A 22,302-nucleotide genomic window follows, 5' to 3' on the forward strand; every position below is an offset into this window, starting at 1 on the left:
GCACGGGTGCCGGCCGGTCCGCCCCCGGTGCCGGTACGGTCCGCGACCGTCCGCAGGCTCAGCCGCGCAGTACGAGGGCCTGGCCCGCGACCACCAGCAGCACGTGTTCGCACTCGTCGGCGAAGGCGGCGTTCAACCGGCCGAGCTCGTCGCGGAACCGCCGTCCGGACGCGGTGGCCGGTACGACCCCGGAGCCCACCTCGTTCGTCACGGCCACGACCGTACGCGCCGTCTCCCGCACCGCCGCGACGAGTTCACCGACCCGTTCGCGCAGTGCCCGCTCGCCCTCGGCCGCCCACCGCTCGTCGTCCCAGGCGCCCGCCTTGTCCATCGCGTCCGTGAGCCACAGCGACAGGCAGTCGATCAGGACCGGCGGACCGTCCTCCGCCAGGACCGGCACCAGATCGCACGTCTCCGCCGTACGCCACGACCCGGGCCGGCGCTCGCGGTGCGCCGCGACCCTGGCCGCCCACTCCGGGTCGTCGCCCCGGCCACCGCCCGTCGCCACGTAGAGCACGTCGGGGAACGCGTCCAGCCGCCGCTCGGCCTCCAGGGACTTCCCGGACCGCGCCCCGCCCGTGACCAGCGTCCGCCGGGGCACGTCCGGCACCGCGTGGTACTCGCCGACGATCAGCGTCGTCCCGTCCGACACGGCCCGGGCGCCCGCCGCCGCCAGACGCCGGCTCAGTTCACGGCCACCGGCGACATCGTGGTCGAGGTGCACGGCGATCACGTCCGTCGTCGCCCCGATCGCCCCCGACGCCCGCAGCCGGGCGATCGCGTCCGGGCGGCCCACGACGTCGGCCACGACCATCTCGTACGCGGCCAGCCCCTCCGCGAGACCGGCGGGCGCCGCGCCCGGCGGCAGGTAGAGCAGCCGCTCGCCCTCAGGGGACGTCACCTCGTAGCCCGTGCCGAGGTGGTCCACCGACACGGCCCGTACGCGGTGCCCGCTGATCAGCGTCAACTCCCGCCCGTCCGGCACCCTCCCCGCCGTCGGCAGTCCGGCCGGCAGATCCACCGCGGGCCCGTCATGGGGGTGCGTCAGCAGCACCTGCCGCACACCCGCGAGCGAATGCCCGGCGCGTGCCGCGGCGAACGCGGCGCCCGGTGTCAGGTCGAGGAGCAGCGCCCCGTCCACGAGCAACGCGGTCGCGGCCCGTGCCTCGGGCCCTCGAGCGGTGGCGCACACGGCGCAGGGGCAGTCGGGCCGGGGGAGGCCGGCGGGGGCGCCGGTGCCGAGCAGAGTCAGTTCCACGCCTCTGATCCTGCCGTCTCCCCGCGGGCGGTGCGCGCCCGGCTACGCTGCGGACAGCAAACTGATCAGCTTGCCCTAGGGACGTGGGAGGCGCACATGGCGTGGACGTGGCGGTTCGAGAAGTCCGACGGTACGGAGGTCCGGCCGGCGGTGGAGCCGGAGGAGTTCACGACGCAGGGTGACGCGGAGTCGTGGATCGGTGAGTACTGGAAGCAGCTTCAGGAAGGCGGCGCGGACCAGGTCGTCCTCTCGGAGGACGACACGAAGATCTACGGCCCGATGAGCCTCCACGAGTCCTGACGGTCGCCCCTGACGGGGTGTTCTCCGTGGCCGGGGCGCCGGGCGCGCGCCCCGGCCCCCCGTTCCCGTCAGTGCGGACGGCCGGATGCCACCGGCGGTGGGGGCGTGTTCCGTGACGTGAAGCGTCGCAGCTCGCGCGAAGCCCGGTGAGGACGGCGGTCCCTGACCCGCGCCGGTCGGGTCGGCGCATCGATCGGTCCCTGCCCGGTGACCGTGCCTCGGTCGGGTGGGCGAATCGGATGCGGCCACGCCCAGGAGCGTGTCCCGAACGCCTGGACGGCGCGAGGCGCATGTGCTTCCACCGGCGTCCGGCGCGCGACGCGCACCAGCCCGCCGGGGCCCGTTCCGCATCGGACCGGGCTACGCCCGTGAGTGCGACCCCCGTTCCGCATCGGACGGGGCCACGCCCGAGAGCCTGCCCCCGGGTCCGCCGCCCGCCCGAGGGCCCGTCAGATCTCGCCGAGCGTTACCTGCACCGTCCGCTCCGCACCCGCCCGTTCCACCGTCACCCGGACCTTCTCGCCCGGGCTCCGGGACGCCAGAGCCTCCGCCAGCGACGTGATCGTCGTGATCTCCGTGTCGCCGATCCTCGTGATGATGTCCCCCGCCCGCAGGCCCGCCTTCTCGGCGGCCCCGCCTCTGGCCACGGAGACCACCGCCACGCCGGACGGCCGGTAGTCGTCGTCGAGGACGGTGCGGGCCGTGATGCCGAGGGCGGCCCGGCCGGAGTCCCGTACCTCCCCGTACTTGATGATCTGGTCGGCCACCGTCCGCACCATCGAGACGGGGATCGCGAAACCGATGCCGGGTGCCGCGCTGCCCTCGAGGCCGGGATCGGACGCGGCCAGCGTCGGGATGCCGATGACCTCGCTGCTCAGGTTCACCAGCGCTCCGCCGCTGTTGCCGGGGTTGATCGCCGCCGAGGTCTGCACCATGTTCCCCAGCGTCGCCCCGGTCCCGCCGCGGTCGTTGCTCTCGCTGACGGTGCGGCCGACGGCGGAGACGATGCCCTGGGTGACGCTGCTCGAGAGGCCGAGCGGCGAGCCCATGGCGAGGACGATCTGGCCGACCGCGACCTCGGAGGAGTCACCGAAGCGCGCCGCCCGGAGGCCGGGCGGGACCGGGTCGAGCCTGATGACCGCGAGGTCCTGCTCCGGGAAGGTGGACACCAGCGTGGCGGTCAGCGGCTGCTCGCCCGTGGCGACGGTGACCCGGAAGCGCCGTCCGTCACCCACCACGTGCGCGTTGGTGACGATGTGCCCCTTGTCGTCGTAGACGATGCCGGAGCCCAGGCTCTCGCCCGCCTCGATCTGCACGACGGAGGGCAGTACGTTCGCGATGACCTCGCGGTAGTCGTCCTCGAGTTCACTGGCGGCGGCGGGGGCGGCGGCGCGCGCAGCGGGCCGCGACGAGGACTGCGTTCCGGGCCCGGCGACCGGCGTGCAGCCGCTCGCCAGGGCGATCGCGCAGAGCACGGCCGTCGCGGGCAGCGGCAACCGGTGGCGGGAGGATGCGTACATGCCCGGAGTATCCCTTTTGTCGCCATGTCGGTGCCTGCGGTACGCCGCCGATCAGGGGGCCTCCGCCGCCGCGCCGGGAGCGGACGCCAGGAACTGGGTCGCCGCGAGTTCCCCGTACAGGGGATCCGCCGCCACCAGTTCCTGGTGCGTGCCCACCGCCCGTACCCTCCCGCCGTCCATCACCACGATCCGGTCCGCCAGCGTCACGGTCGACAGCCGGTGCGCCACCACGAGGACCGTCACCTCGCGCGACACCTCCGCGACCACGTCCCGCAGCGCCATCTCGTTGACCGCGTCGAGCTGCGAGGTCGCCTCGTCGAGCAGCAGCAGACGCGGTCTGCGCAGCAGCGCACGGGCGATGGCCACCCGCTGGCGCTCCCCGCCGGACAGCTTCGAACCGCGGTGTCCGACCAGGGTTTCCAGCCCGTCGGGAAGCCGCTCGACCAGGGCGTCCAGCCTGGCCCTCACGAGCACCTGCCCGATCTGCTCGTCGTCGGCGTCCGGCGCGCCGAAGACGAGGTTCTCGCGCAGGGTGCCGGCGAGCACCGGGGCGTCCTGCTCGACGTAGCCGATGGAGGCGCGCAGATCGGCCAGAGGCCAGTCGCGTACGTCCTTGCCGTCGACCAGGACCCGGCCGCCGGTCGCCTCGTAGAACCGCTCGATCAGGCCGAAAACCGTCGTCTTGCCCGCACCGGACGGCCCGACGAAGGCGGTCATCCCGGCGCCCGGCACCGTGAACGAGACACCGTGGTGGACATGGGGGAGCTCGTCCCGGTAGCGGAAGGTGACGTCCTCGAAGGTGACGGCCGCCGGCCCGCCGGGCGCGAAGGCCGCCGAACCGGCCCCGGAGTCCGGCGCTGTCAGCGGCTCCGTCTCCAGCCGCTCCGCCTCCTGGATCCGCGCGATCGCCGCCGCGCCGATCTGATACTGCGTCGCCGCCTCCATCAGCCGGGAGATCGGCTCGATCAGATAGAAGAGGAACAGCAGGAACGCCACCAGCGTGGAGACCGGGATCGTGCCGGAGGCGACCCGGGCCCCGCCGATGCCCAGCACGGCCAGGAACGACACCTGCACCGCCAGCCCCACGGACGACCAGGCGACGGCCTCCCACTTCGCGGACCGCAGACCGTGCCGCCACGCCCGCTCCGCGGCGTCGTCCACGACCGCGGTCTCGCGGTCCTCCGCACCCGACGCCTTGACCGTACGGAACGCCCCGAACGCCCGCTCCAGCACGGTCGAGATCTCGGCGACCGCCTCCTGGGAGCGCTTCGTGGCCTGGGCGATCCGGGGCATCACCAGCGCGACCGCCCCGCCGATCAGCACGATCACGCCCAGCGTCACACCGAGCAGGACCGGGTCCATCACGCCCATCAGCGCGATGGTGGCCAGGAAGGACAGCCCGCCCGTGGCCGCGGACACGACGGACTGGGTGGTGACGGAGCGCAGCAGGGTGGTGTCGGAGGTGACCCGCGACATCAGGTCGCCGGGCTGGGTGCGTTCCATCTCCGGCAGCCGCAGCCGGAGCAGCCGCCCGATCAGGGTGCGTCTGGCGGCCAGGACCACCGACTCCGCGGTGCGGGCCAGGATGTACGCCCCGGCCGACTCGATGGCCGTACCCAGCACCACCAGCGCCGTCAGCAGCATCAGGATCCCGGTGATCGACCCGTCGTCGCCGAGCCGGTCGACCAGCGCCTTGGTCGCCAGCGGCTGGGCCAACGCGCTCGCCGCGCCGACGAGCGCGAACGCGGCTCCCAGTGCCACGAACCGGCGGTGCGGCCGGAAGTGCCGGTACAGCGCCCGCCACGTCTCCCCGGTGGACAGCCGTGGGGCGTCCGCCCCGGCGATCTCTGCTGTGGTCATGCCCCCAAGGACGCCGAACGCCCCCGGTCGCCTGACCGGGGGCGTCGTACAGCGGGCGGTGTGGCGTGATCTCGCCGTAGGCGGTCAGATCCGCCGTACTCCGCACAGGTGCAGCAGCGCGGCCACACCGCGGTACGGGTCCGAGCGGCCGGCGCGTTCCTCCAGCGCCAGCACCTGCTGCAGTTCCTCGGCGGCGGGGAGCTCGACGTCGTTGCCGACGTTGTCCGTGAAGATCCGCACCCCGTACCAGGCGTGCAGCGGTGCTGCGATGCCCGCGAGCGTCGCGGTCAGCGCCTCGAGCCGGTCGGCACGGACCTTCAGTCCGAGCCGGTTGGTGTACGTGTCGGTGTCGAAGGCGTCCAGCGCGGTCTGCCAGTCCCCGGCCGCGCCGGGCCGCATGGCCAGGGCGTCCCCGTTGCGGACGAGCAGCGAGAGCAGCCCGCCGGGCGCCAGCATCCTGGCCAGGCCGGCGAGCAGCGCGTCCGGCTCCTCGACGTACATCAGCACGCCGTGGCACAGCACGACGTCGAAGCTGCCCGGGAGGAAGTGCACACCGGTGTCCCGGCCGTCTCCCTCGACCAGCCGGACCCGCTCGCGGATACCGGCGGGCTCGCCCGCCAGTGCCTCACGGGCGGCCTTGAGCATCACGGCGTCGGACTCCAGGCCGGTGACCGTGTGGCCACCGCGGGCCAGCCGCAGGGCCTGGGTGCCCTGGCCCATGCCGACGTCGAGCACCCGCAGACGCTGGCCGACGGGGTACCGCGCGGCTATCTGCTCCTCGAGCTGACGGGCGACGAGCTCCTGGCGGACGGTGTTGCGCAGACCGCCGGCACCGGCCAGCCAGTTCGCAGACGCCTCCGGAGTGAAACCGGAGGGTTGCGACGAATCGCTGCTCAGGGTCGCTCTCCGCGCTTGACCTGCGGCTTGGGCAGACGCAGTCGACGCATCTGAAGCGTACGCATCAGGCCATAGGCCACCGCGCCGCGCTTGGGCTCGTTCGGGAAGCGCTCGCGGAGCTGCTTCTTCAGGCGGATCGCCAGGCCGATCGAGTCGACGACGATCAGCACGATCACACCGAGCCAGAGCAGCAGCGCGACGTTCTGCAACTGGGCGACCCGGATCATGCTCAGCACCAGGATCACCACCGCGAGCGGCAGGAAGAACTCGGCGATGCAGAAGCGGGAGTCGACGAAGTCGCGGACGAAACGCCGCACGGGGCCCTTGTCGCGCGCCGGCAGGTAACGCTCGTCGCCGCTGGCGAGGGCCTCACGCTGCTTGGCAAGGTCCGCACGGCGGGCCTCGCGCTGGCGCTTCATCGCCTCCTTGCGGTCCATCGGCGCACCGCTGGACGCACGACGGCGCTGGCCCTGTGCCTCACTGCGCTTCGGCGTCGGGCGGCCCTTGGGGGCCTCGGGGTCGCGGGGCTGCTTGGAGAGGTCCGCCGTCACCTTAGAGGTGGGGGCCTTCTCTTCCTTGGAACGGCTACGGAACACAAAACCCAAGGGTACGGGTTGCCGGGCATGGACCCCACCCCGGTGGGGAACGATCCCGCAACGGCGTGCGTCCCACAGGGGGACAGAACGGGACGGCGAGCACGGTTCCCCTGACGGCCACCTACTCCTTGCGCCGGATCGGAGCCGTCGGCAGTCGTCCTTGGGGATGAGCACATCCGCGCCTGAACAGTGCGGTAATGGATGCAGGGCCCGTACGCTGGGTTCTAGTTGGAGTGCCGAAGCCGTAGTCCGTCAGAAGGGGGCGCGCGAAGCCCATGAGCGGTGTCATGAAGCGTATGGGGATGATCTTCCGCGCGAAGGCGAACAAGGCCCTCGACCGGGCCGAGGATCCGCGCGAGACCCTCGATTACTCGTACCAGAAGCAGCTGGAACTGCTGCAGAAGGTCCGCCGCGGAGTGGCCGACGTGGCGACTTCCCGCAAGCGCCTCGAGCTGCAGCTGAACCAGCTCCAGGGCCAGTCCTCCAAGCTCGAGGACCAGGGCCGCAAGGCGCTGGCGCTCGGCCGTGAGGACCTCGCCCGCGAGGCACTCTCCCGCCGTGCCGCGCTGCAGCAGCAGGTCACCGACCTCGAGACGCAGCACCAGACCCTCCAGGGCGAGGAGGAGAAGCTGACGCTGGCGGCGCAGCGGCTGCAGGCCAAGGTGGACGCCTTCCGTACGAAGAAGGAGACCATCAAGGCCACCTACACCGCGGCCCAGGCGCAGACCCGGATCGCCGAGTCGTTCTCCGGCATCTCCGAGGAGATGAGCGACGTCGGCGTCGCGATCCAGCGGGCGGAGGACAAGACCGCGCAGCTCCAGGCACGGGCCGGCGCGATCGACGAGCTGCTGGCCTCCGGCGCTCTCGACGACCAGTCGGGACTGGCGAAGGACGACATCCAGGCCGAGCTGGACCGCCTCTCCGGTGGAACGGACGTCGAGCTGGAGCTCCAGCGCATGAAGGCGGAGCTGGCCGGCGGCCCGGCGCCGCAGCAGGCGATCGAGGGCGGTGCGGGCGGTTCGACGGACGCCGCACAGCGGCAGAACAGCCCGCACAAGTTCGACAAGCAGTGAGGACTGACTCGTCATGATCGTACGGATCATGGGGGAGGGCCAGCTGGAGGTGGCCGAGCGCCACCTCCCCGAGCTGAACAAGCTCGACGACGAACTGCTCGCGGAGATCGAGAGCGGTGACGGTTCCGGCTTCCGCCGGACCCTGCACGCGCTGCTGGAGAAGATCCGCGACCTGGGGGAGCCACTGCCGGACGCCTCGCTGGAGCCGTCCGAACTGATCCTCCCGGCGGCGGAGGCGACGCTCGAGGAGGTCCGTGAGCTCCTCGGCGACAACGGACTGATCCCGGCCCCGGACGCGGCCGCGGACTGAGCACCGGCTGATCCCCTCCCGTCCCCCGCGGTCCTATGGCCGTGGGGGAAGTCCCGAGCGGCGAACGGTCCCGCGCTGCGGCCCGGCTCCCGCGGCGCGGCCCCACGCGTAACGTTGCCCGACGTGACCTCACTCGCCGCCCGGTACGACCGCACCCGTGACTGGCTGCGCGCGCACCCGCTGGCCTTCGACGGGGCCATCGCCCTGGCCGCCCTCGTCTGCATGGTCGCCGGCTCCTTCGCCGACCCCCATGGCCCGCACGGTCCCAGCTTCGGAACCCGCACCCCCGACCCGCGCAGCACGGTGCTGATAATCGTCGCCGCCGGGGCGCTCGTGCTCCGCCGTCGTGAGCCCATGGGCGTGCTGCTGATCACCGGTGCGGTGTCCCTGGTCGAGCTGGTGGCCGGCGATCCGCCCGCCCCGGTCGCGATGAGCGCCGTGATCGCCCTCTACACCGTCGCGTCGCACACCGACCGGCCCACCACCTGGCGGGTCGGCCTGCCCACGATGGCCGTGCTGACCGGCTCCGCGATGTTCTTCGGGTCGAGCCCCTGGTACACGCAGGAGAACCTGGGGATCTTCGCCTGGACGGGCATGGCCGCCGCCGCCGGTGACGCCGTACGCAGCCGCCGCGCCTTCGTCGACGCCATCCGGGAGCGGGCGGAGCGCGCGGAGCGGACCCGCGAGGAGGAGGCCGGGCGCCGGGTCGCGGAGGAGCGGCTGCGGATCGCCCGCGATCTGCACGACGTGGTCGCGCACCACATCGCGCTGGTGAACGTGCAGGCCGGGGTCGCCGCCCACGTCATGGACAAACGTCCGGACCAGGCCAAGGAGGCCCTCGCCCACGTACGGGAGGCCAGCCGTTCCGCCCTGAACGAGCTGCGCGCCACCGTCGGGCTGCTGCGCCAGTCGGGCGATCCGGAGGCGCCCACCGAACCCGCGCCCGGTCTGGCGGTCCTCGACGAGCTGGTCACCACCTTCCGCCAGGCCGGCCTCCCCGTGGAGGTCGCACGCGCCGACGCCGGTGCGGAGCCGCCCGCGGCCGTCGACCTCGCCGCGTACCGGATCGTCCAGGAGGCGCTGACCAATGTGCGCAAGCACGCCGGCCCGGACGCCAGGGCGGAGGTCAGCGTCGTACGGGTGGGCTCCACGCTGGAGGTCACCGTCATCGACAACGGACACGCCGACCCCGAGGGCACCGCGGACGGGGGCGGCCACGGGCTGCTCGGCATGCGCGAACGCGTCACCGCGCTCGGCGGCACCCTCACCGCGGGCAGCCGCTACGGCGGCGGATTCCGCGTCCACGCGATACTGCCGCTCAAGACGCGGACATCCCGCGCGGGGAGGGACCGATGACGATCAGGGTGCTGCTCGCCGACGACCAGACGCTGCTGCGCAGCGCGTTCAGGGTCCTGGTGGACTCGGAGCCGGACATGGAGGTCGTCGGTGAGGCGGCCGACGGTGCGCAGGCGGTGGAGCTGGCCCGCTCGGAGCGGGCCGACGTGGTCCTGATGGACATCCGGATGCCCGGCACGGACGGCCTCGCCGCCACCCGGATGATCAGCGCGGACCCGGAACTGTCGCACGTACGGATCGTCATGCTGACCACCTTCGAGGTGGACGAGTACGTGGTGCGGTCGCTGCGGGCCGGTGCTTCGGGCTTCCTCGGCAAGGGCGCGGAGCCGGACGAACTGCTGAACGCCATCCGTGTCGCGGCCGCGGGCGAGGCGCTGCTGTCGCCGGCGGCCACCAAGGGCCTCATCGCCACGTTCCTGGCGCAGGGCGGCGACCACGAGCAGGACGGGCGTCAGGCGGGGGACCACCAGGAACGGCTCTCGGCGCTCACCGGGCGTGAACGCGAGGTACTCGTGCTCGTGGGCGGCGGGCACTCCAACGACGAGATCGCAGAACGGCTCTCGGTCAGCCCGCTCACGGTCAAGACGCACGTGAACCGCGCCATGGCCAAGCTGGGGGCCCGTGACCGGGCCCAACTGGTGGTCACCGCGTACGAGTCGGGACTGGTACGCCCAAGGGCGGAGTGAGGCGATGCGAAGGGGCGCCCCGCCTTCCGGCGGGGCGCCCCTGTCATGCGCACGGCTCTGCTACGGCAGCGCCAGCATCCGCTCCAGCGCGAGCTTCGCGAAGCTCTCGGTCTCCTTGTCGACCTCGATGCGGTTGACCAGATTCCCCTCGGCCAGCGACTCCAGCGCCCACACCAGGTGCGGCAGGTCGATGCGGTTCATCGTCGAGCAGAAGCAGACCGTCTTGTCGAGGAAGACGATCTCCTTGCCCTCGTCGGCGAACCGGTTCGCCAGGCGCCGGACCAGGTTCAGCTCCGTGCCGATGGCCCACTTCGAGCCGGCCGGGGCCGCCTCCAGCGTGTTGATGATGTACTCGGTCGAGCCCACGTGGTCCGCCGCGGCGACGACCTCGTGCCGGCACTCCGGGTGCACCAGGACGTTCACTCCGGGGATGCGCTCACGCACGTCGTTGACCGAGTCCAGCGAGAACCGGCCGTGCACCGAGCAGTGGCCGCGCCACAGGATCATCTTGGCGGCGCGCAGTTCCTCCGCCGTGAGCCCGCCGTTCGGCTTGTGCGGGTTGTAGAGGACGCAGTCCTCGAGAGACATCCCCATGTCACGGACGGCGGTGTTGCGGCCCAGGTGCTGGTCCGGCAGGAACAGGACCTTCTCGCCCTGCTCGAAGGCCCAGTCCAGCGCGCGCTTCGCGTTCGACGACGTGCAGATCGTGCCGCCGTGCTTGCCGGTGAAGGCCTTGATGTCCGCGGAGGAGTTCATGTACGAGACGGGCACGACCTGCTCGGCGACGCCCGCTTCCGTCAGCACGTCCCAGCACTCGGCGACCTGCTCGGCCGTGGCCATGTCGGCCATCGAGCAGCCGGCCGCCAGGTCGGGCAGCACGACCTTCTGGTCGTCCGAGGTCAGGATGTCGGCGGACTCGGCCATGAAGTGCACACCGCAGAAGACGATGTACTCGGCCTCCGGCCGGGCCGCGGCGTCCTTCGCCAGCTTGAAGGAGTCGCCGGTGACGTCCGCGAACTGGATGACTTCGTCGCGCTGGTAGTGGTGGCCGAGGACGAAGACCTTTTCCCCGAGCTTCTCCTTGGCCGCGCGGGCGCGCTCCACCAGGTCCGGGTCGGACGGCGAGGGCAGGTCGCCGGGGCACTCCACGCCGCGCTCGCTCCGCGGGTCGGCCTCGCGGCCGAGCAGCAGGAGGGCGAGCGGACTCGGCGATACGTCGAGGTCGGGGCGGGTTTGGGCGGTGGTCACGACACGCACCCTTTCTTCGTCTGGCAGAGGGTTCTCGTCTATTTGACGCTATCTATCATAACCGCTTCACGTCACTTTGACGATGGCCATAGCGTCTATGTGACGCACCCCCCGTCCACAGGCCGGTGCCTCGATTCGGCCCGGTGTGCGAGCATGAAGAGACACAACAGAGGCATGCGAACCACAGACGGGCCGGCCCGGAATGAATCCGCGGCCACGCCGGTTTGCACCGTCGGCAAGCAGTCCGCACAACCCGGGAGAGAAGCAGATGTCCGTATCGGACGAGACCACCACCGTGAGCGACGGCATCCTCCTGTCCGACGCCGCCGCGGCCAAGGTCAAGGCCCTGCTGGACCAGGAAGGCCGGGACGACCTGGCGCTGCGCGTCGCGGTTCAGCCCGGCGGCTGCTCCGGCCTGCGTTACCAGCTGTTCTTCGACGAGCGCTCGCTCGACGGCGACGTCGTGAAGGACTTCGACGGCGTCAAGGTCGTCACCGACCGCATGAGCGCCCCGTACCTGGGCGGCGCCTCCATCGACTTCGTCGACACCATCGAGAAGCAGGGCTTCACGATCGACAACCCGAACGCCACGGGTTCCTGCGCCTGCGGCGACTCCTTCAGCTAGTGCCCCTCCCGGCAAGCTTTGCCCTGTCGCGCAAACATTGCCGGTCACGGCACTAGGAGTTCGGCTGTTCATGCCGAAGGCGGCGGACCGGGACCGGTCCGCCGCCTTCGGCATGAACAGGGGCCGCGCCCCGATCAGCGGTGCGCGGCCGAAGCGGAAGAGGTCACCCCTTGCGCGGCAGCGGCTTGCCCTCGGCGTCGACGACCTTCCGGCCGTCGAGCGGCTCGGCCAGCGTCACGGACTCCGTGAGCTCCTTCGCCATCATGATGCAGACCCGCTTCGGGTCCGGATTCGACTCCACGATCCGCACCTTCACCTGGTCCGCGCTCTCCGTCGCCTTCGCCTCGTACGTGCTGCAGACGCCGCCCCAGAAGGTGACCTTCAGGGTCCGGCCCTCGACGCTGTACGAGATCTGAGCCGGACCGGGCTCGTCCGCCGGGTCCTTGGGCTCCGTGGGAGTGACGTCCCGGGCCGGCGGCTCGGCGCTCTTGAGGAACCGCTCCTCCACCGCTGTGTGCGTCATCGTGAACGGCCGGCCGCCGCCCTCGGCGGTCACCTCGAACAGCCATGAAGGCACCAGTGCCTGCCGCCCGTCCACGTGCTGCGCGGCGAGCCCGAAGACCGCCTTGCCGATCGTCAGCCGCTCCGGTGCCGCGGTGGAGCCCTCGGGCTCGCACGGGGTCTCGGCCGTGAAGTCGTCCTGGTGCGGCACCGGCGTGGCGCATCCGCCGATCCCGATGCGGCCGCTGTCCTTGCCGGCCTCGTTGAGCTGCCGGACCGCCTCGTCGGCGGAGATCACGGGATACGTGTCGCTCTTCGCCGGCTTCTTCAACTGGCCGCTGCCGCCGACCACGGTGCCGTCCGGGCCCACCTGCACGCCCGTCGACCAGCCGTACGTCGGAAGGCCGCTCACGACCGGGTTCGCGTTCACCACCCGTACCGCGCCCATCAGCTGGTTCGCGGTCAGCCCCGCGTCGCTCTGGCCCACCGCCTCGAGCACGGGGGCCGCCGCCTTCTTCGCCTCGGCCTCGCCGACGGCCGGGCCGGGCTCGGCGGAGCCGCCGGACGGGCACGCCTTGCCCTTCAGGCAGTTGTCACCGCCGGGGGAGGCCGTGAACCTGGCGAACGTCCATGTGCCCGGCGCGTCCTTGTTGACCTGCAGCGTCGGGCCCTGGCCGTCCTTGGACGGACCGACCTTCCAGGCCGGGCCCTCGAGACGTGGCCCACCCTGCAGGCCGAGTGCCTTCGCCAGACGCGCCACCTCGGCCTCCGTGACCGTGCCCGTGGCCCGGTACACGGCCGCGCTGTCGGGCCCCTCCGGCAGATCGCCCTTCGCCCGGTACACGATCCCGCCCCCGGTCGGGTCGGGCTCGCCCGGTGCGATGCCGTTCCCGGCACCCGGTGCGCCGGCGTCGAGGGCGAGCACCGGGGGCGTCCTGTCGCTCGCCGCACCGCCCTTGGCGTCAGCGGCGCCCGAGTTGTCGCCGCCCTCGAAGCCGGACGTCGCGAAGTACGCACCGCCACCGCCCGAGATCAGCACCGCGGCCGCCACGGAGGCGACGACCAGCGGGGAACGCCGACGGCGCGGACTCTCGTGCGTGTTCTCCGTGCTGCTCACCGCATCGCTCCTTGTCTCGTGCCTCCTGCTGCGGAGGACACGGGTGGGACGGAGCGGGGTCGCGCACGGTTCCCTTCGCCCCTTCCCCGGTGACGGAGCCCGCGGTGTCCGGCGTCAGTCGCCGTAGTCGGACATCGCGTCCACCAGCCGGGCGGAGGCGGGCGGCACCACGACACCGTGGATGAGGGACGGGTGCACGGGCGCGGTCGCCGCAGCCGCCGGTACCACCCAGTGTGGTGCCATTCGGGCGCAGTCGCCGCGAAGCTGGGCCAGACTGATCTCGAATTCACGCGGATCCCGCTGCTCACGAGGCTCGAGCGCGGCGATGTGCTTCGTCATGACCGCACCGTATGCACCTGGGAGTCAAGGAAAAAAGCCCTACTATCGGGTAGTTTCCGCACTTGGCAGGTGCTCACGACCCGGTAGCGTGAACTGTCACTGCCAAACCGCCTCAGGAGCGCCTCACCGTGCGTATCGCAGTCACCGGTTCCATCGCCACCGACCACCTCATGACCTTCCCCGGCCGCTTCGCCGACCAGTTGGTCGCGGACCAGCTGCACACGGTCTCCCTCTCCTTCCTCGTCGACACGCTCGACGTGCGCAGGGGCGGAGTCGGAGCGAACATCTGCTTCGGCATGGGCCAGCTGGGCACCGGCCCGATCCTGGTCGGCGCGGCGGGCTCCGACTTCGACGAGTACCGCGCCTGGCTCGAGCGCCACGGTGTGGACACGTCCTCCGTCCGTATCTCCGAGGTCCTGCACACCGCCCGCTTCGTGTGCACCACGGACTCCGACCACAACCAGATCGGCTCCTTCTACACGGGCGCCATGAGCGAGGCCCGCCAGATCGAGCTCAAGTCGGTGGCGGACCGCGTCGGCGGCCTCGACCTCGTCCTGATCGGCGCGGACGACCCCGAGGCGATGCTGCGCCACACCGAGGAGTGCCGCTCGCGGGGCATCCCGTTCGCCGCGGACTTCTCGCAGCAGATCGCCCGTATGAGCGGCGACGAGATCCGCATACTGCTGGACGGCGCCGCCTACCTGTTCTCGAACGAGTACGAGAAGGGCCTCATCGAGTCCAAGACCGGCTGGGGCGACGCGGAGATCCTCGGCAAGGTCGGCCACCGCGTCACGACCCTCGGCTCGCGCGGCGTCCGGATCGAGTCCGCGGGCGCGGACCCGATCGAGGTCGGCTGCCCCGACGAGGAGGCCAAGGTCGACCCGACCGGCGTCGGCGACGCGTTCCGCGCGGGCTTCCTCTCCGGCCTGTCGTGGGGCGTCGGCCTGGAGCGTGCGGCCCAGGTGGGCTGCATGCTGGCGACACTGGTGATCGAGACGCTGGGCACGCAGGAGTACACCCTGCGGCGGGCGCACTTCATGGACCGCTTCACCAAGGCGTACGGCGACGAGGCGGCGACAGAGGTCCGCGCCCACCTCTCCTGACGCAGAGGGCGGAGCGGGGGAGGCAGGCGCCCGCCGCGGATGTCACCGTGTGCGGCGCACGAGGTACGCCACGCCCCGCTCCGCCCCGCGTTCCCCCACGTACTCCTGTCCCCGCATCCCGCACCACGCCGGGATGTCCAGTCGCGCCGCCTCGTCGTCGGAGAGCACCGTCACCGTGCCGCCGACCGGCACGTCGTCGATGACCTTCGCCAGCTCGATCACCGGGATCGGGCAGCGCCGGCCGAGCGCGTCCACGACGAGGGACCCGGGCTCCGCGGTGGGAACAGCGGGCTCGGCCGGGGGCGTGGACGCGGCCGTGGGAGCCCCGAACCGCTCCCGTACGCCCGCCACCAGTCCGGGCAGCACGTCGAGGAACCGGTCCACGTCCTCCTCCGGCGTGGCGAACGGCGGCAGCGACACCCGCACGTTGCCCTCCGACAGCACCCCCATCGCCTTCAGGACATGGCTGGGAACGAGCGTGCTGCTCGTGCACGAGGAGCCGGAGGAGACGGAGAAGCCGACCCGGTCCAGCTCGTGGAGCAGGGTCTCCCCGTCGACATAGAGACAGGAGAACGTCACCACATGCGGCAGCCGCCGTACCGGATCGCCCACCACCTCCACATCGGGCACCAGCTCCGGCACCCGTGCCCGGATCCGGTCCACGAGGGCCCGCAGCCGTACCGCCTCGGCCGTCGCCTCCGCCCGTACCGCGCGCAGGGAAGCCGCCGCCGCCACGATCGCCGGGATGTTCTCGAAACCGGCGGCCCGGCCCGACTCCCGTTCGCCGGCCGGGCCTTGCGGGGCGAATCGGACACCCTTGCGTACGGCGAGGAGCCCGACGCCCGCCGGGCCGCCCCACTTGTGCGCGCTCGCGGTCAGCAGCGACCAGTCCGCGTCCACCGGACCCCAGGCCAGGGACTGCGCCGCGTCCACCAGGAGCGGTACGCCGACGGCGCGGCACGCCTCGGCGACCTCGCGCACGGGCTGCTCGGTGCCGACCTCGTGGTTGGCGGACTGCAGACAGGCGAGCGCGGTGCTGCCGCCGAGCTCGGCGGCGTACGCCTCCGGTGCCACCGCCCCGAGCCGGTCGACGCCGACCTCGGTCACCGAGCCACCGGCCGACTCCCAGGCAGCCGCCGCGTGGAGGACCGCGGAGTGCTCGACGGCCGAGACGACGAGGCGCCGGCCGACGCGCCGGCGGCCCGCGAGGGCTCCGGAGATTCCGGAGTGGATCGCGTGCGTCCCCGAAGGGGTGAAGACGAGCTCGTCCGCGCGGCACCCCACGGCCTCCGCCGCGGCTTCCCTGGCGGCGTCGAGGAGCAGTCGGGCCCGGCGGCCCTCGCGGTGGAGCCGGGCGGGGTCGGCCCAGCCCTCGTCGAGGGAGGCCTGCAGAGCCTGGCGGGCGACGGGGTGCAGGGGAGCGGAGGAGGCGGCATCGAAATAGGGCACGTCGTCACGCTAACCCCGGCCAGGAGAAGGAGCGTCAGCCGGCAGCCGGAAGCGGGCATTCCAGGGCGCTCCGTACCTCCCCCGAAGGGGCCGGCCACCCCTTCGGGGTGTCGGACGGCGCGTTGGGCACCCTCCCCGCGCGACCCCAAATTGCGTCCAGTAGGGTTTGGTCCGCATAAACATCCAAACCCCTGCCCGCGTCAGGGCCGGCGACCGACCAGCTAGACGGCCGCAGCCGGTCGCGCGGGCCGAGACTCTCGGGAAGGCGCTACGTGAGTCCCAACGGCTCCGACCTCCCCCGCAGCCATGGCGCGGGTGGTACCCCCGCGTCGCGGCGCCCGATGCGGCGGAAGCTGCCGCAGGTGCTGACTGCGGGCCTGATCCTGGCTACCGCCTCCGGTTGTTCGTACAACTGGGAGGATTTCCCCCGCCTCGGAATGCCCACTCCCGTCACGGAGGAGGCGCCGCGGATCCTCTCCCTCTGGCAGGGCTCGTGGGCGGCCGCGCTCGCCACGGGCGTGCTGGTGTGGGGTCTGATCCTGTGGAGCGTGTTCTTCCACAGGCGCAGCCGCACCAAGGTGGAGATCCCTCCGCAGACGCGGTACAACATGCCCATCGAGGCGCTGTACACCGTGGTTCCGATCATCATCGTGTCGGTGTTCTTCTACTTCACCGCACGGGACGAGTCGAAGCTCCTCGAGCTCTCCGACAAGCCCGCCCACACCGTCAACGTGGTCGGCTACCAGTGGAGCTGGGGCTTCAACTACGTCGAGGACGTGGACGGGAACCCGGCCACCGGAGACGCGTCCGCGGACAAGCAGCTGAACGCGATCCCGGACAAGTACAGCGACAGCTTCCCGGCTGGTGCGGAGGGCGTCTACGACGCCGGTATCCCCGGCACCACGAACCCCCAGACCGGCAACCCGGGCCCCACGCTCTGGCTGCCCAAGGGGGAGAGGGTCAGGTTCGTCCTGACCTCGCGTGACGTCATCCACTCCTTCTGGGTGGTCCCCTTCCTGATGAAGCAGGACGTCATCCCCGGCCACACCAACGTGTTCGAGGTGACTCCGAACCAGGAGGGAACCTTCCTGGGCAAGTGCGCCGAGCTCTGCGGCGTCGACCACTCCCGGATGCTCTTCAATGTCAAGGTCGTCTCCCCGGAGCGCTACCAGCAGCACCTGAAGGAGCTTGCCGAGAAGGGGCAGACCGGCTTCATCCCGTCGGGCATTGAGCAGACGGACCCGGCCAGGAATGCGGAGAAGAACCAACTGTGAGCATCCTCAACGAACCCCAGGGTGCCGCCGCGGCAGATGAAGACTCGTACGAGAACGAGCTGCCACTGCGGCGCAAGCAGCCGGGCAACGTCGTGGTCAAGTGGCTGACGACCACCGACCACAAGACGATCGGCACGCTGTACCTCGTCACGTCGTTCGCGTTCTTCTGCATCGGTGGCCTGATGGCGCTCTTCATGCGCGCCGAGCTGGCCCGGCCGGGCACGCAGATCATGTCGAACGAGCAGTTCAACCAGGCGTTCACGATGCACGGCACGATCATGCTGCTGATGTTCGCGACGCCGCTGTTCGCCGGTTTCGCGAACTGGATCATGCCGCTGCAGATCGGCGCGCCGGACGTGGCGTTCCCGCGGCTGAACATGTTCGCGTACTGGCTGTACCTCTTCGGCTCGCTGATCGCGGTGGCCGGCTTCCTCACCCCGCAGGGTGCGGCCGACTTCGGCTGGTTCGCCTACTCCCCGCTGTCGGACGCCGTCCGCTCGCCGGGTGTCGGCGCCGACATGTGGATCATGGGTCTGGCCTTCTCCGGCTTCGGCACGATCCTCGGCTCGGTCAACTTCATCACCACGATCATCTGCATGCGCGCTCCCGGCATGACGATGTTCCGGATGCCGATCTTCACCTGGAACGTGCTGCTGACCGGTGTGCTGGTCCTGCTCGCCTTCCCGGTGCTGGCGGCGGCGCTGTTCGCCCTGGAGGCGGACCGCAAGTTCGGCTCGCACATCTTCGACGCGTCCAACGGTGGCGCGCTGTTGTGGCAGCACCTCTTCTGGTTCTTCGGCCATCCAGAGGTGTACATCATCGCCCTGCCGTTCTTCGGCATCGTCTCGGAGATCATCCCGGTCTTCTCCCGCAAGCCGATGTTCGGTTACATCGGTCTGATCGGTGCGACGATCGCGATCGCCGGTCTGTCCGTCACGGTGTGGGCACACCACATGTACGTCACAGGCGGCGTGTTGTTGCCGTTCTTCTCGTTCATGACGTTCCTCATCGCCGTACCGACGGGCGTGAAGTTCTTCAACTGGCTCGGCACGATGTGGAAGGGCTCGTTGTCCTTCGAGACGCCGATGCTCTGGACCATCGGCTTCCTGGTCACCTTCACCTTCGGTGGCCTGACCGGCGTCATCCTGGCGTCGCCGCCGCTGGACTTCCACGTCTCCGACTCGTACTTCGTCGTCGCGCACTTCCACTACGTCGTCTTCGGCACCGTGGTCTTCGCGATGTTCGCCGGCTTCCACTTCTGGTGGCCGAAGTTCACCGGCAAGATGCTGGACGAGCGGCTGGGCAAGATCACCTTCTGGACGCTGTTCATCGGCTTCCACGGCACGTTCCTGGTGCAGCACTGGCTGGGCGCGGAGGGCATGCCGCGGCGTTACGCGGACTACCTCGCCGCCGACGGGTTCACCGCCCTGAACACCATCTCGACGATCGCCTCCTTCCTGCTCGGTATGTCGGTCCTGCCGTTCATGTACAACGTCTGGAAGACGGCGAAGTACGGCAAGAAGATCGAGGTCGACGACCCGTGGGGCTACGGCCGCTCGCTCGAGTGGGCCACGTCCTGCCCGCCGCCGCGGCACAACTTCCTCACGCTGCCGCGCATCCGCAGTGAATCGCCGGCGTTCGACCTGCACCACCCGGAGATCGCTGCTCTCGACCAGCTCGAGCAGGGTGGCCACGGCGCCGGCGTGCTGGCCGGTGGCAAGGAGGAGAGCAAGTGAAGATCCAGGGCAAGATGTTCCTCTGGCTGAGCGTCTTCATCCTGGCCGTCGCCATCCTGTACGGCGTCTGGTCCAAGGAGCCGGCCGGAACCACCGCGCTCTTCCTGGCCTTCGGCCTGAGCGTCATGATCGGCTACTACCTGGCCTTCACGGCCCGGCGAGTGGACGCCATGGCCCAGGACAACAAGGAGGCCGATGTCTCCGACGAGGCCGGCGAGGTGGGGTTCTTCTCCCCGCACAGCTGGCAGCCGCTCTCGCTGGCCGTCGGTGGCGCCCTCGCCTTCCTCGGCGTGGCGATCGGCTGGTGGCTGCTGTACTTCTCGCTTCCGCTCCTCCTGGTCGGCCTCTTCGGCTGGGTGTTCGAGTACTACCGCGGTGAGAGCCAGAACCAGTAGTACCGCCTGAGCACGCGGAACAGCAGAACTCCGCGGGGCGGCGGAACGAACGAACGGGCCCGGATCACCTCACTCCAGTGAGGTGATCCGGGCTCACTCGTTCGGAGTCACCCGGCGCGCCGCGGCTGACGAATCTTCATACCGTGTGCTCATGAACCACACGCCTCGTATCCGTGCCGTCAGCTGCATCGCGCTGGTCGTGTCCCTCGGCGTGGTCGCGACCGCCTGCGGCGAGCCGGACCGGCACCCCCTGTCCGCCGCGCCGTACGACGCCGCACGGCAGGTGAGCTTCAACGCCGGGTCGGGAAGTTCGAAGGTGAACCCCGACAAGCCCCTGGAGGTCACCTCCAAGGGCGACGGCGGCCGGATCACGGACGTCACCGTCATGGACGAGGCGGGCCACTACCTCGCCGGCGAACTCGCCGCGGACGGCGCCCGCTGGCGCTCCACCGCCCCGCTGGCGGCCGGCGCCAAGTACACCGTCAGGGTCTCCACGGAGGACGACGAAGGCGCTCCGGGGCAGCGCACCCTGTTCTTCGAGACGGCGCCCGCCAAGAAGTTCCTCACCGCGGAGTTCGGTCCGCAGGCGGGAACGTACGGTGTGGGGCAGCCCATCACGGCCAAGCTCAGCCTCGCCGTCGGCGAGGGCAAGGGCAGGGCGGTCGTCGAACGCGCCCTGAAGGTCACCTCGAAGCCCGCCGTGGAGGGCGCCTGGTACTGGGTCGACGACAAGACCCTGCACTACCGCCCCAAGGAGTACTGGCCCACCGGCGCGATCGTGAACGCCACCAGCAACCTCTCGGGCGTCAAGGTCGCGGGCAAGCTCTACGGAGGCGCCTCCAAGCCGCTGAAGATCACCATCGGCGACCGTCTGGAAGCGGTCACGGACGCCGCCACCCACACCATGACGGTGCTGCGCAACGGAGACGTGATCAAGACCATGCCGGTGACCACCGGCAAGCCCGGCTTCGAGACCCGCAACGGCATCAAGGTGGTGCTGGCCAAGGAGTACTTCGTACGGATGCGCAGCACCAGCATCGGCATCGCGGAGGGCAGCTCCGAGTCCTACGACCTCCCCGTCTACTACGCGACCCGCGTCACCTGGAGCGGCGAGTACGTCCACGCGGCACCCTGGTCGGTCGGCTCGCAGGGCTCCGCGAACGTCAGCCACGGCTGCACGGGGATGTCCATGGAGAACGCCGAGTGGTTCTACGAGACCGTTCGGACGGGGGACATCGTCAAGGTCGTCAACAGCTACGGCGACATGATGGACACGTTCGGCAACGGATTCGGCGACTGGAACCTGTCCTGGGACAAGTGGCGCGAGGGCAGCGCGCTGGTCCCCGGGTCCGAAGCCTCGAACGGCAACGTCACCGCGGTCTCCGCGCGGCTGCGGCCCAGGGTCTGAGGACCGGGCCCCCGGGCCGCCCTCCCGTCACGCCTCGATGGAGAGCCGGCTGCGCAGCAGCGATGCGAGGGACGCCGCGAACTCCACCGGGTCCACCGGCAGGGTCACCGCGGCCTCGGCGCGGCTCCAGGTGGCCAGCCAGGCGTCCTGCGGGCGGCCGATCAGCAGCAGCACGGGCGGGCAGTCGAAGACCTCGTCCTTGATCTGCCGGCACACGCCCATACCGCCCGCCGGGACCGTCTCACCGTCCAGTACGCAGACGTCGATGCCGCCCTCGTCGAGGGCCGACAGGACCGCGGGCAGGGTCGCGCACTCCACGAACCGCACCGGGGGTACATCGGCCGCGGGCCTGCGACCCGCCGCGAGCCTGACCTGCTCGCGGGTGTTCGCGTCGTCGCTGTAGACCAGGACCGTGGCGCTCGACTGCATGGTTCCTCCGCACTCGTTCGATCAGGCTCGTTGCGCCGGATGCTACTCCGTCCCACTGCCTGTCAACACCGGTTCGGACATGGCTTCGATGGGCCGTTCGGCTCCGCCGGAAGGCCCCGCGGGGAGTGGGAACACTCCGAACGGCACCCCCCGGAGTGAGGGCGGGATAAGCGACCGACATAATGTCGGTCGTGGCGACAGCAACGACAGTAGAAACCGGGCACGCGCACCCGTCGGTCAATCGGCCGAACCTCACCAGCGTCGGAACCATCATCTGGTTGAGTTCCGAGCTGATGTTCTTCGCGGCCCTCTTCGCGATGTACTTCACCCTGCGATCGGTGACGGGTGCCGAGTTCTGGGCAGAGAAAGCCGATGCGCTGAACTTCCCGTTCTCGGCGACGAACACCACGATCCTGGTGCTCTCCTCCCTCACCTGCCAGCTCGGCGTCTTCGCCGCCGAGCGGGGTGATGTGAAGAAGCTCCGCACCTGGTTCATCATCACGTTCGTGATGGGTGCCATCTTCATCGGCGGTCAGGTCTTCGAGTACACGGAGCTGGTCAAGCACGAGGGGCTCTCCCTCTCGTCCGACCCGTACGGCTCCGTGTTCTACCTGACCACCGGTTTCCACGGCCTGCACGTGACGGGCGGTCTCATCGCCTTCCTGCTGGTCCTCGGAAGGACCTACGCGGCCAGGAGATTCACCCACGAGCAGGCAACCGCCGCCATCGTCGTGTCCTACTACTGGCACTTCGTCGATGTCGTCTGGATCGGCCTCTTCGCCACGATCTACATGATCAAGTAATCGGCGCGGGCGGCTCGCC

The 22,302-nt window shown here is 70.7% G+C and carries 22 protein-coding genes; 12 read left to right on the forward strand and 10 right to left on the reverse strand.

Features of this window, described 5'->3' with window-relative positions; genetic code table 11:
• Positions 1-58 precede the first annotated feature (58 nt).
• A complete protein-coding gene (locus ACFYV1_RS09900; RefSeq protein ID WP_389394921.1) occupies positions 59-1,258 on the reverse strand; it encodes a bifunctional adenosylcobinamide kinase/adenosylcobinamide-phosphate guanylyltransferase in 1,200 nt (399 codons plus the stop codon).
• 96 nt (positions 1,259-1,354) lie between these two features.
• On the opposite strand from ACFYV1_RS09900, the gene ACFYV1_RS09905 reads away from it, so the two are divergent.
• Positions 1,355-1,558 carry a hypothetical protein gene (locus tag ACFYV1_RS09905; protein ID WP_389394922.1) on the forward strand — a complete coding sequence of 68 codons (204 nt, stop codon included), beginning with the start codon at positions 1,355-1,357 and terminating at the stop codon, positions 1,556-1,558.
• 449 nt (positions 1,559-2,007) lie between these two features.
• Here ACFYV1_RS09905 and ACFYV1_RS09910 read toward each other — a convergent pair whose 3' ends face one another.
• The 4 genes from ACFYV1_RS09910 to ACFYV1_RS09925 all read right to left on the reverse strand — a co-directional run bounded on the left by ACFYV1_RS09910 (position 2,008) and on the right by ACFYV1_RS09925 (position 6,431).
• On the reverse strand, positions 2,008-3,078 hold the full coding sequence (locus ACFYV1_RS09910) for a S1C family serine protease (RefSeq protein WP_389394923.1): 1,071 nt from the start codon (positions 3,076-3,078) through the stop codon (positions 2,008-2,010).
• Between the two features lie 51 nt (positions 3,079-3,129).
• Positions 3,130-4,938: an ABC transporter ATP-binding protein gene (locus ACFYV1_RS09915; RefSeq protein WP_389394924.1), complete on the reverse strand. Its 1,809-nt coding sequence runs from the start codon at positions 4,936-4,938 to the stop codon at positions 3,130-3,132.
• A gap of 84 nt (positions 4,939-5,022) precedes the next feature.
• Positions 5,023-5,778, reverse strand: coding sequence for a class I SAM-dependent methyltransferase (locus tag ACFYV1_RS09920; protein WP_389395276.1), 756 nt, complete (start codon positions 5,776-5,778; stop codon positions 5,023-5,025).
• Positions 5,779-5,831: 53 nt separating this feature from the next.
• The gene (locus ACFYV1_RS09925) at positions 5,832-6,431 is read right to left on the reverse strand and encodes a DUF3043 domain-containing protein (RefSeq protein ID WP_389394925.1); all 600 of its coding nucleotides are present in this window, start codon (positions 6,429-6,431) and stop codon (positions 5,832-5,834) included.
• 275 nt (positions 6,432-6,706) lie between these two features.
• Between ACFYV1_RS09925 and ACFYV1_RS09930 the strand changes: the two genes are divergently transcribed.
• The 4 genes from ACFYV1_RS09930 to ACFYV1_RS09945 all read left to right on the forward strand — a co-directional run bounded on the left by ACFYV1_RS09930 (position 6,707) and on the right by ACFYV1_RS09945 (position 9,856).
• Complete coding sequence (locus ACFYV1_RS09930; RefSeq protein WP_389394926.1) at positions 6,707-7,504, forward strand: PspA/IM30 family protein; 798 nt, start codon at positions 6,707-6,709, stop codon at positions 7,502-7,504.
• A gap of 13 nt (positions 7,505-7,517) precedes the next feature.
• On the forward strand, positions 7,518-7,814 hold the full coding sequence (locus tag ACFYV1_RS09935) for a hypothetical protein (protein ID WP_389394927.1): 297 nt from the start codon (positions 7,518-7,520) through the stop codon (positions 7,812-7,814).
• Positions 7,815-7,928: 114 nt separating this feature from the next.
• Positions 7,929-9,170, forward strand: a complete 1,242-nt coding sequence (locus tag ACFYV1_RS09940; protein WP_389394928.1) for a sensor histidine kinase — start codon at positions 7,929-7,931, stop codon at positions 9,168-9,170.
• Positions 9,167-9,856: a response regulator gene (locus tag ACFYV1_RS09945; protein WP_389394929.1), complete on the forward strand. Its 690-nt coding sequence runs from the start codon at positions 9,167-9,169 to the stop codon at positions 9,854-9,856. The genes ACFYV1_RS09940 and ACFYV1_RS09945 overlap by 4 nt, the downstream gene beginning before the upstream one ends.
• Before the next feature lie 60 nt (positions 9,857-9,916).
• Here the strand turns inward: ACFYV1_RS09945 and nadA are convergent, their stop codons facing one another.
• Positions 9,917-11,113: a quinolinate synthase NadA gene (nadA, locus tag ACFYV1_RS09950; RefSeq protein ID WP_389394930.1), complete on the reverse strand. Its 1,197-nt coding sequence runs from the start codon at positions 11,111-11,113 to the stop codon at positions 9,917-9,919.
• 259 nt (positions 11,114-11,372) lie between these two features.
• Between nadA and ACFYV1_RS09955 the strand changes: the two genes are divergently transcribed.
• Entirely contained in the window at positions 11,373-11,729 is a 357-nt protein-coding gene (locus ACFYV1_RS09955; protein ID WP_005318559.1) for an iron-sulfur cluster assembly accessory protein, read from the forward strand.
• 163 nt (positions 11,730-11,892) lie between these two features.
• Here ACFYV1_RS09955 and ACFYV1_RS09960 read toward each other — a convergent pair whose 3' ends face one another.
• Positions 11,893-13,347: a hypothetical protein gene (locus ACFYV1_RS09960; protein ID WP_389394931.1), complete on the reverse strand. Its 1,455-nt coding sequence runs from the start codon at positions 13,345-13,347 to the stop codon at positions 11,893-11,895.
• Between the two features lie 114 nt (positions 13,348-13,461).
• Entirely contained in the window at positions 13,462-13,686 is a 225-nt protein-coding gene (locus ACFYV1_RS09965; protein ID WP_389394932.1) for a hypothetical protein, read from the reverse strand.
• Between the two features lie 128 nt (positions 13,687-13,814).
• Between ACFYV1_RS09965 and ACFYV1_RS09970 the strand changes: the two genes are divergently transcribed.
• Entirely contained in the window at positions 13,815-14,789 is a 975-nt protein-coding gene (locus ACFYV1_RS09970; RefSeq protein ID WP_389394933.1) for a carbohydrate kinase family protein, read from the forward strand.
• 42 nt (positions 14,790-14,831) lie between these two features.
• Here ACFYV1_RS09970 and ACFYV1_RS09975 read toward each other — a convergent pair whose 3' ends face one another.
• The gene (locus ACFYV1_RS09975; RefSeq protein ID WP_389394934.1) at positions 14,832-16,238 is read right to left on the reverse strand and encodes a cysteine desulfurase/sulfurtransferase TusA family protein; all 1,407 of its coding nucleotides are present in this window, start codon (positions 16,236-16,238) and stop codon (positions 14,832-14,834) included.
• 272 nt (positions 16,239-16,510) lie between these two features.
• Between ACFYV1_RS09975 and coxB the strand changes: the two genes are divergently transcribed.
• From coxB to ACFYV1_RS09995, 4 genes are all read left to right on the forward strand, one after another.
• Positions 16,511-17,512: a cytochrome c oxidase subunit II gene (gene coxB, locus ACFYV1_RS09980; protein WP_389394935.1), complete on the forward strand. Its 1,002-nt coding sequence runs from the start codon at positions 16,511-16,513 to the stop codon at positions 17,510-17,512.
• Complete coding sequence (ctaD, locus tag ACFYV1_RS09985) at positions 17,509-19,248, forward strand: cytochrome c oxidase subunit I (protein ID WP_389394936.1); 1,740 nt, start codon at positions 17,509-17,511, stop codon at positions 19,246-19,248. Before coxB ends, ctaD begins: the two co-directional genes overlap by 4 nt.
• Positions 19,245-19,643: a cytochrome c oxidase subunit 4 gene (locus ACFYV1_RS09990; RefSeq protein ID WP_389394937.1), complete on the forward strand. Its 399-nt coding sequence runs from the start codon at positions 19,245-19,247 to the stop codon at positions 19,641-19,643. Before ctaD ends, ACFYV1_RS09990 begins: the two co-directional genes overlap by 4 nt.
• A 151-nt stretch (positions 19,644-19,794) precedes the next feature.
• Complete coding sequence (locus ACFYV1_RS09995) at positions 19,795-21,051, forward strand: Ig-like domain-containing protein (protein ID WP_389394938.1); 1,257 nt, start codon at positions 19,795-19,797, stop codon at positions 21,049-21,051.
• A gap of 27 nt (positions 21,052-21,078) precedes the next feature.
• Here the strand turns inward: ACFYV1_RS09995 and ACFYV1_RS10000 are convergent, their stop codons facing one another.
• On the reverse strand, positions 21,079-21,480 hold the full coding sequence (locus tag ACFYV1_RS10000) for a hypothetical protein (protein ID WP_389394939.1): 402 nt from the start codon (positions 21,478-21,480) through the stop codon (positions 21,079-21,081).
• A gap of 182 nt (positions 21,481-21,662) precedes the next feature.
• Here ACFYV1_RS10000 and ACFYV1_RS10005 point away from each other — a divergent pair, with 182 nt between their 5' ends.
• Positions 21,663-22,283: a heme-copper oxidase subunit III gene (locus ACFYV1_RS10005; protein ID WP_100106741.1), complete on the forward strand. Its 621-nt coding sequence runs from the start codon at positions 21,663-21,665 to the stop codon at positions 22,281-22,283.
• The last annotated feature ends 19 nt before the right edge of the window (positions 22,284-22,302 follow it).

This window comes from Streptomyces sp. NPDC003023 (assembly GCF_042888225.1).
In the GTDB taxonomy this organism is placed as follows: domain Bacteria; phylum Actinomycetota; class Actinomycetes; order Streptomycetales; family Streptomycetaceae; genus Streptomyces.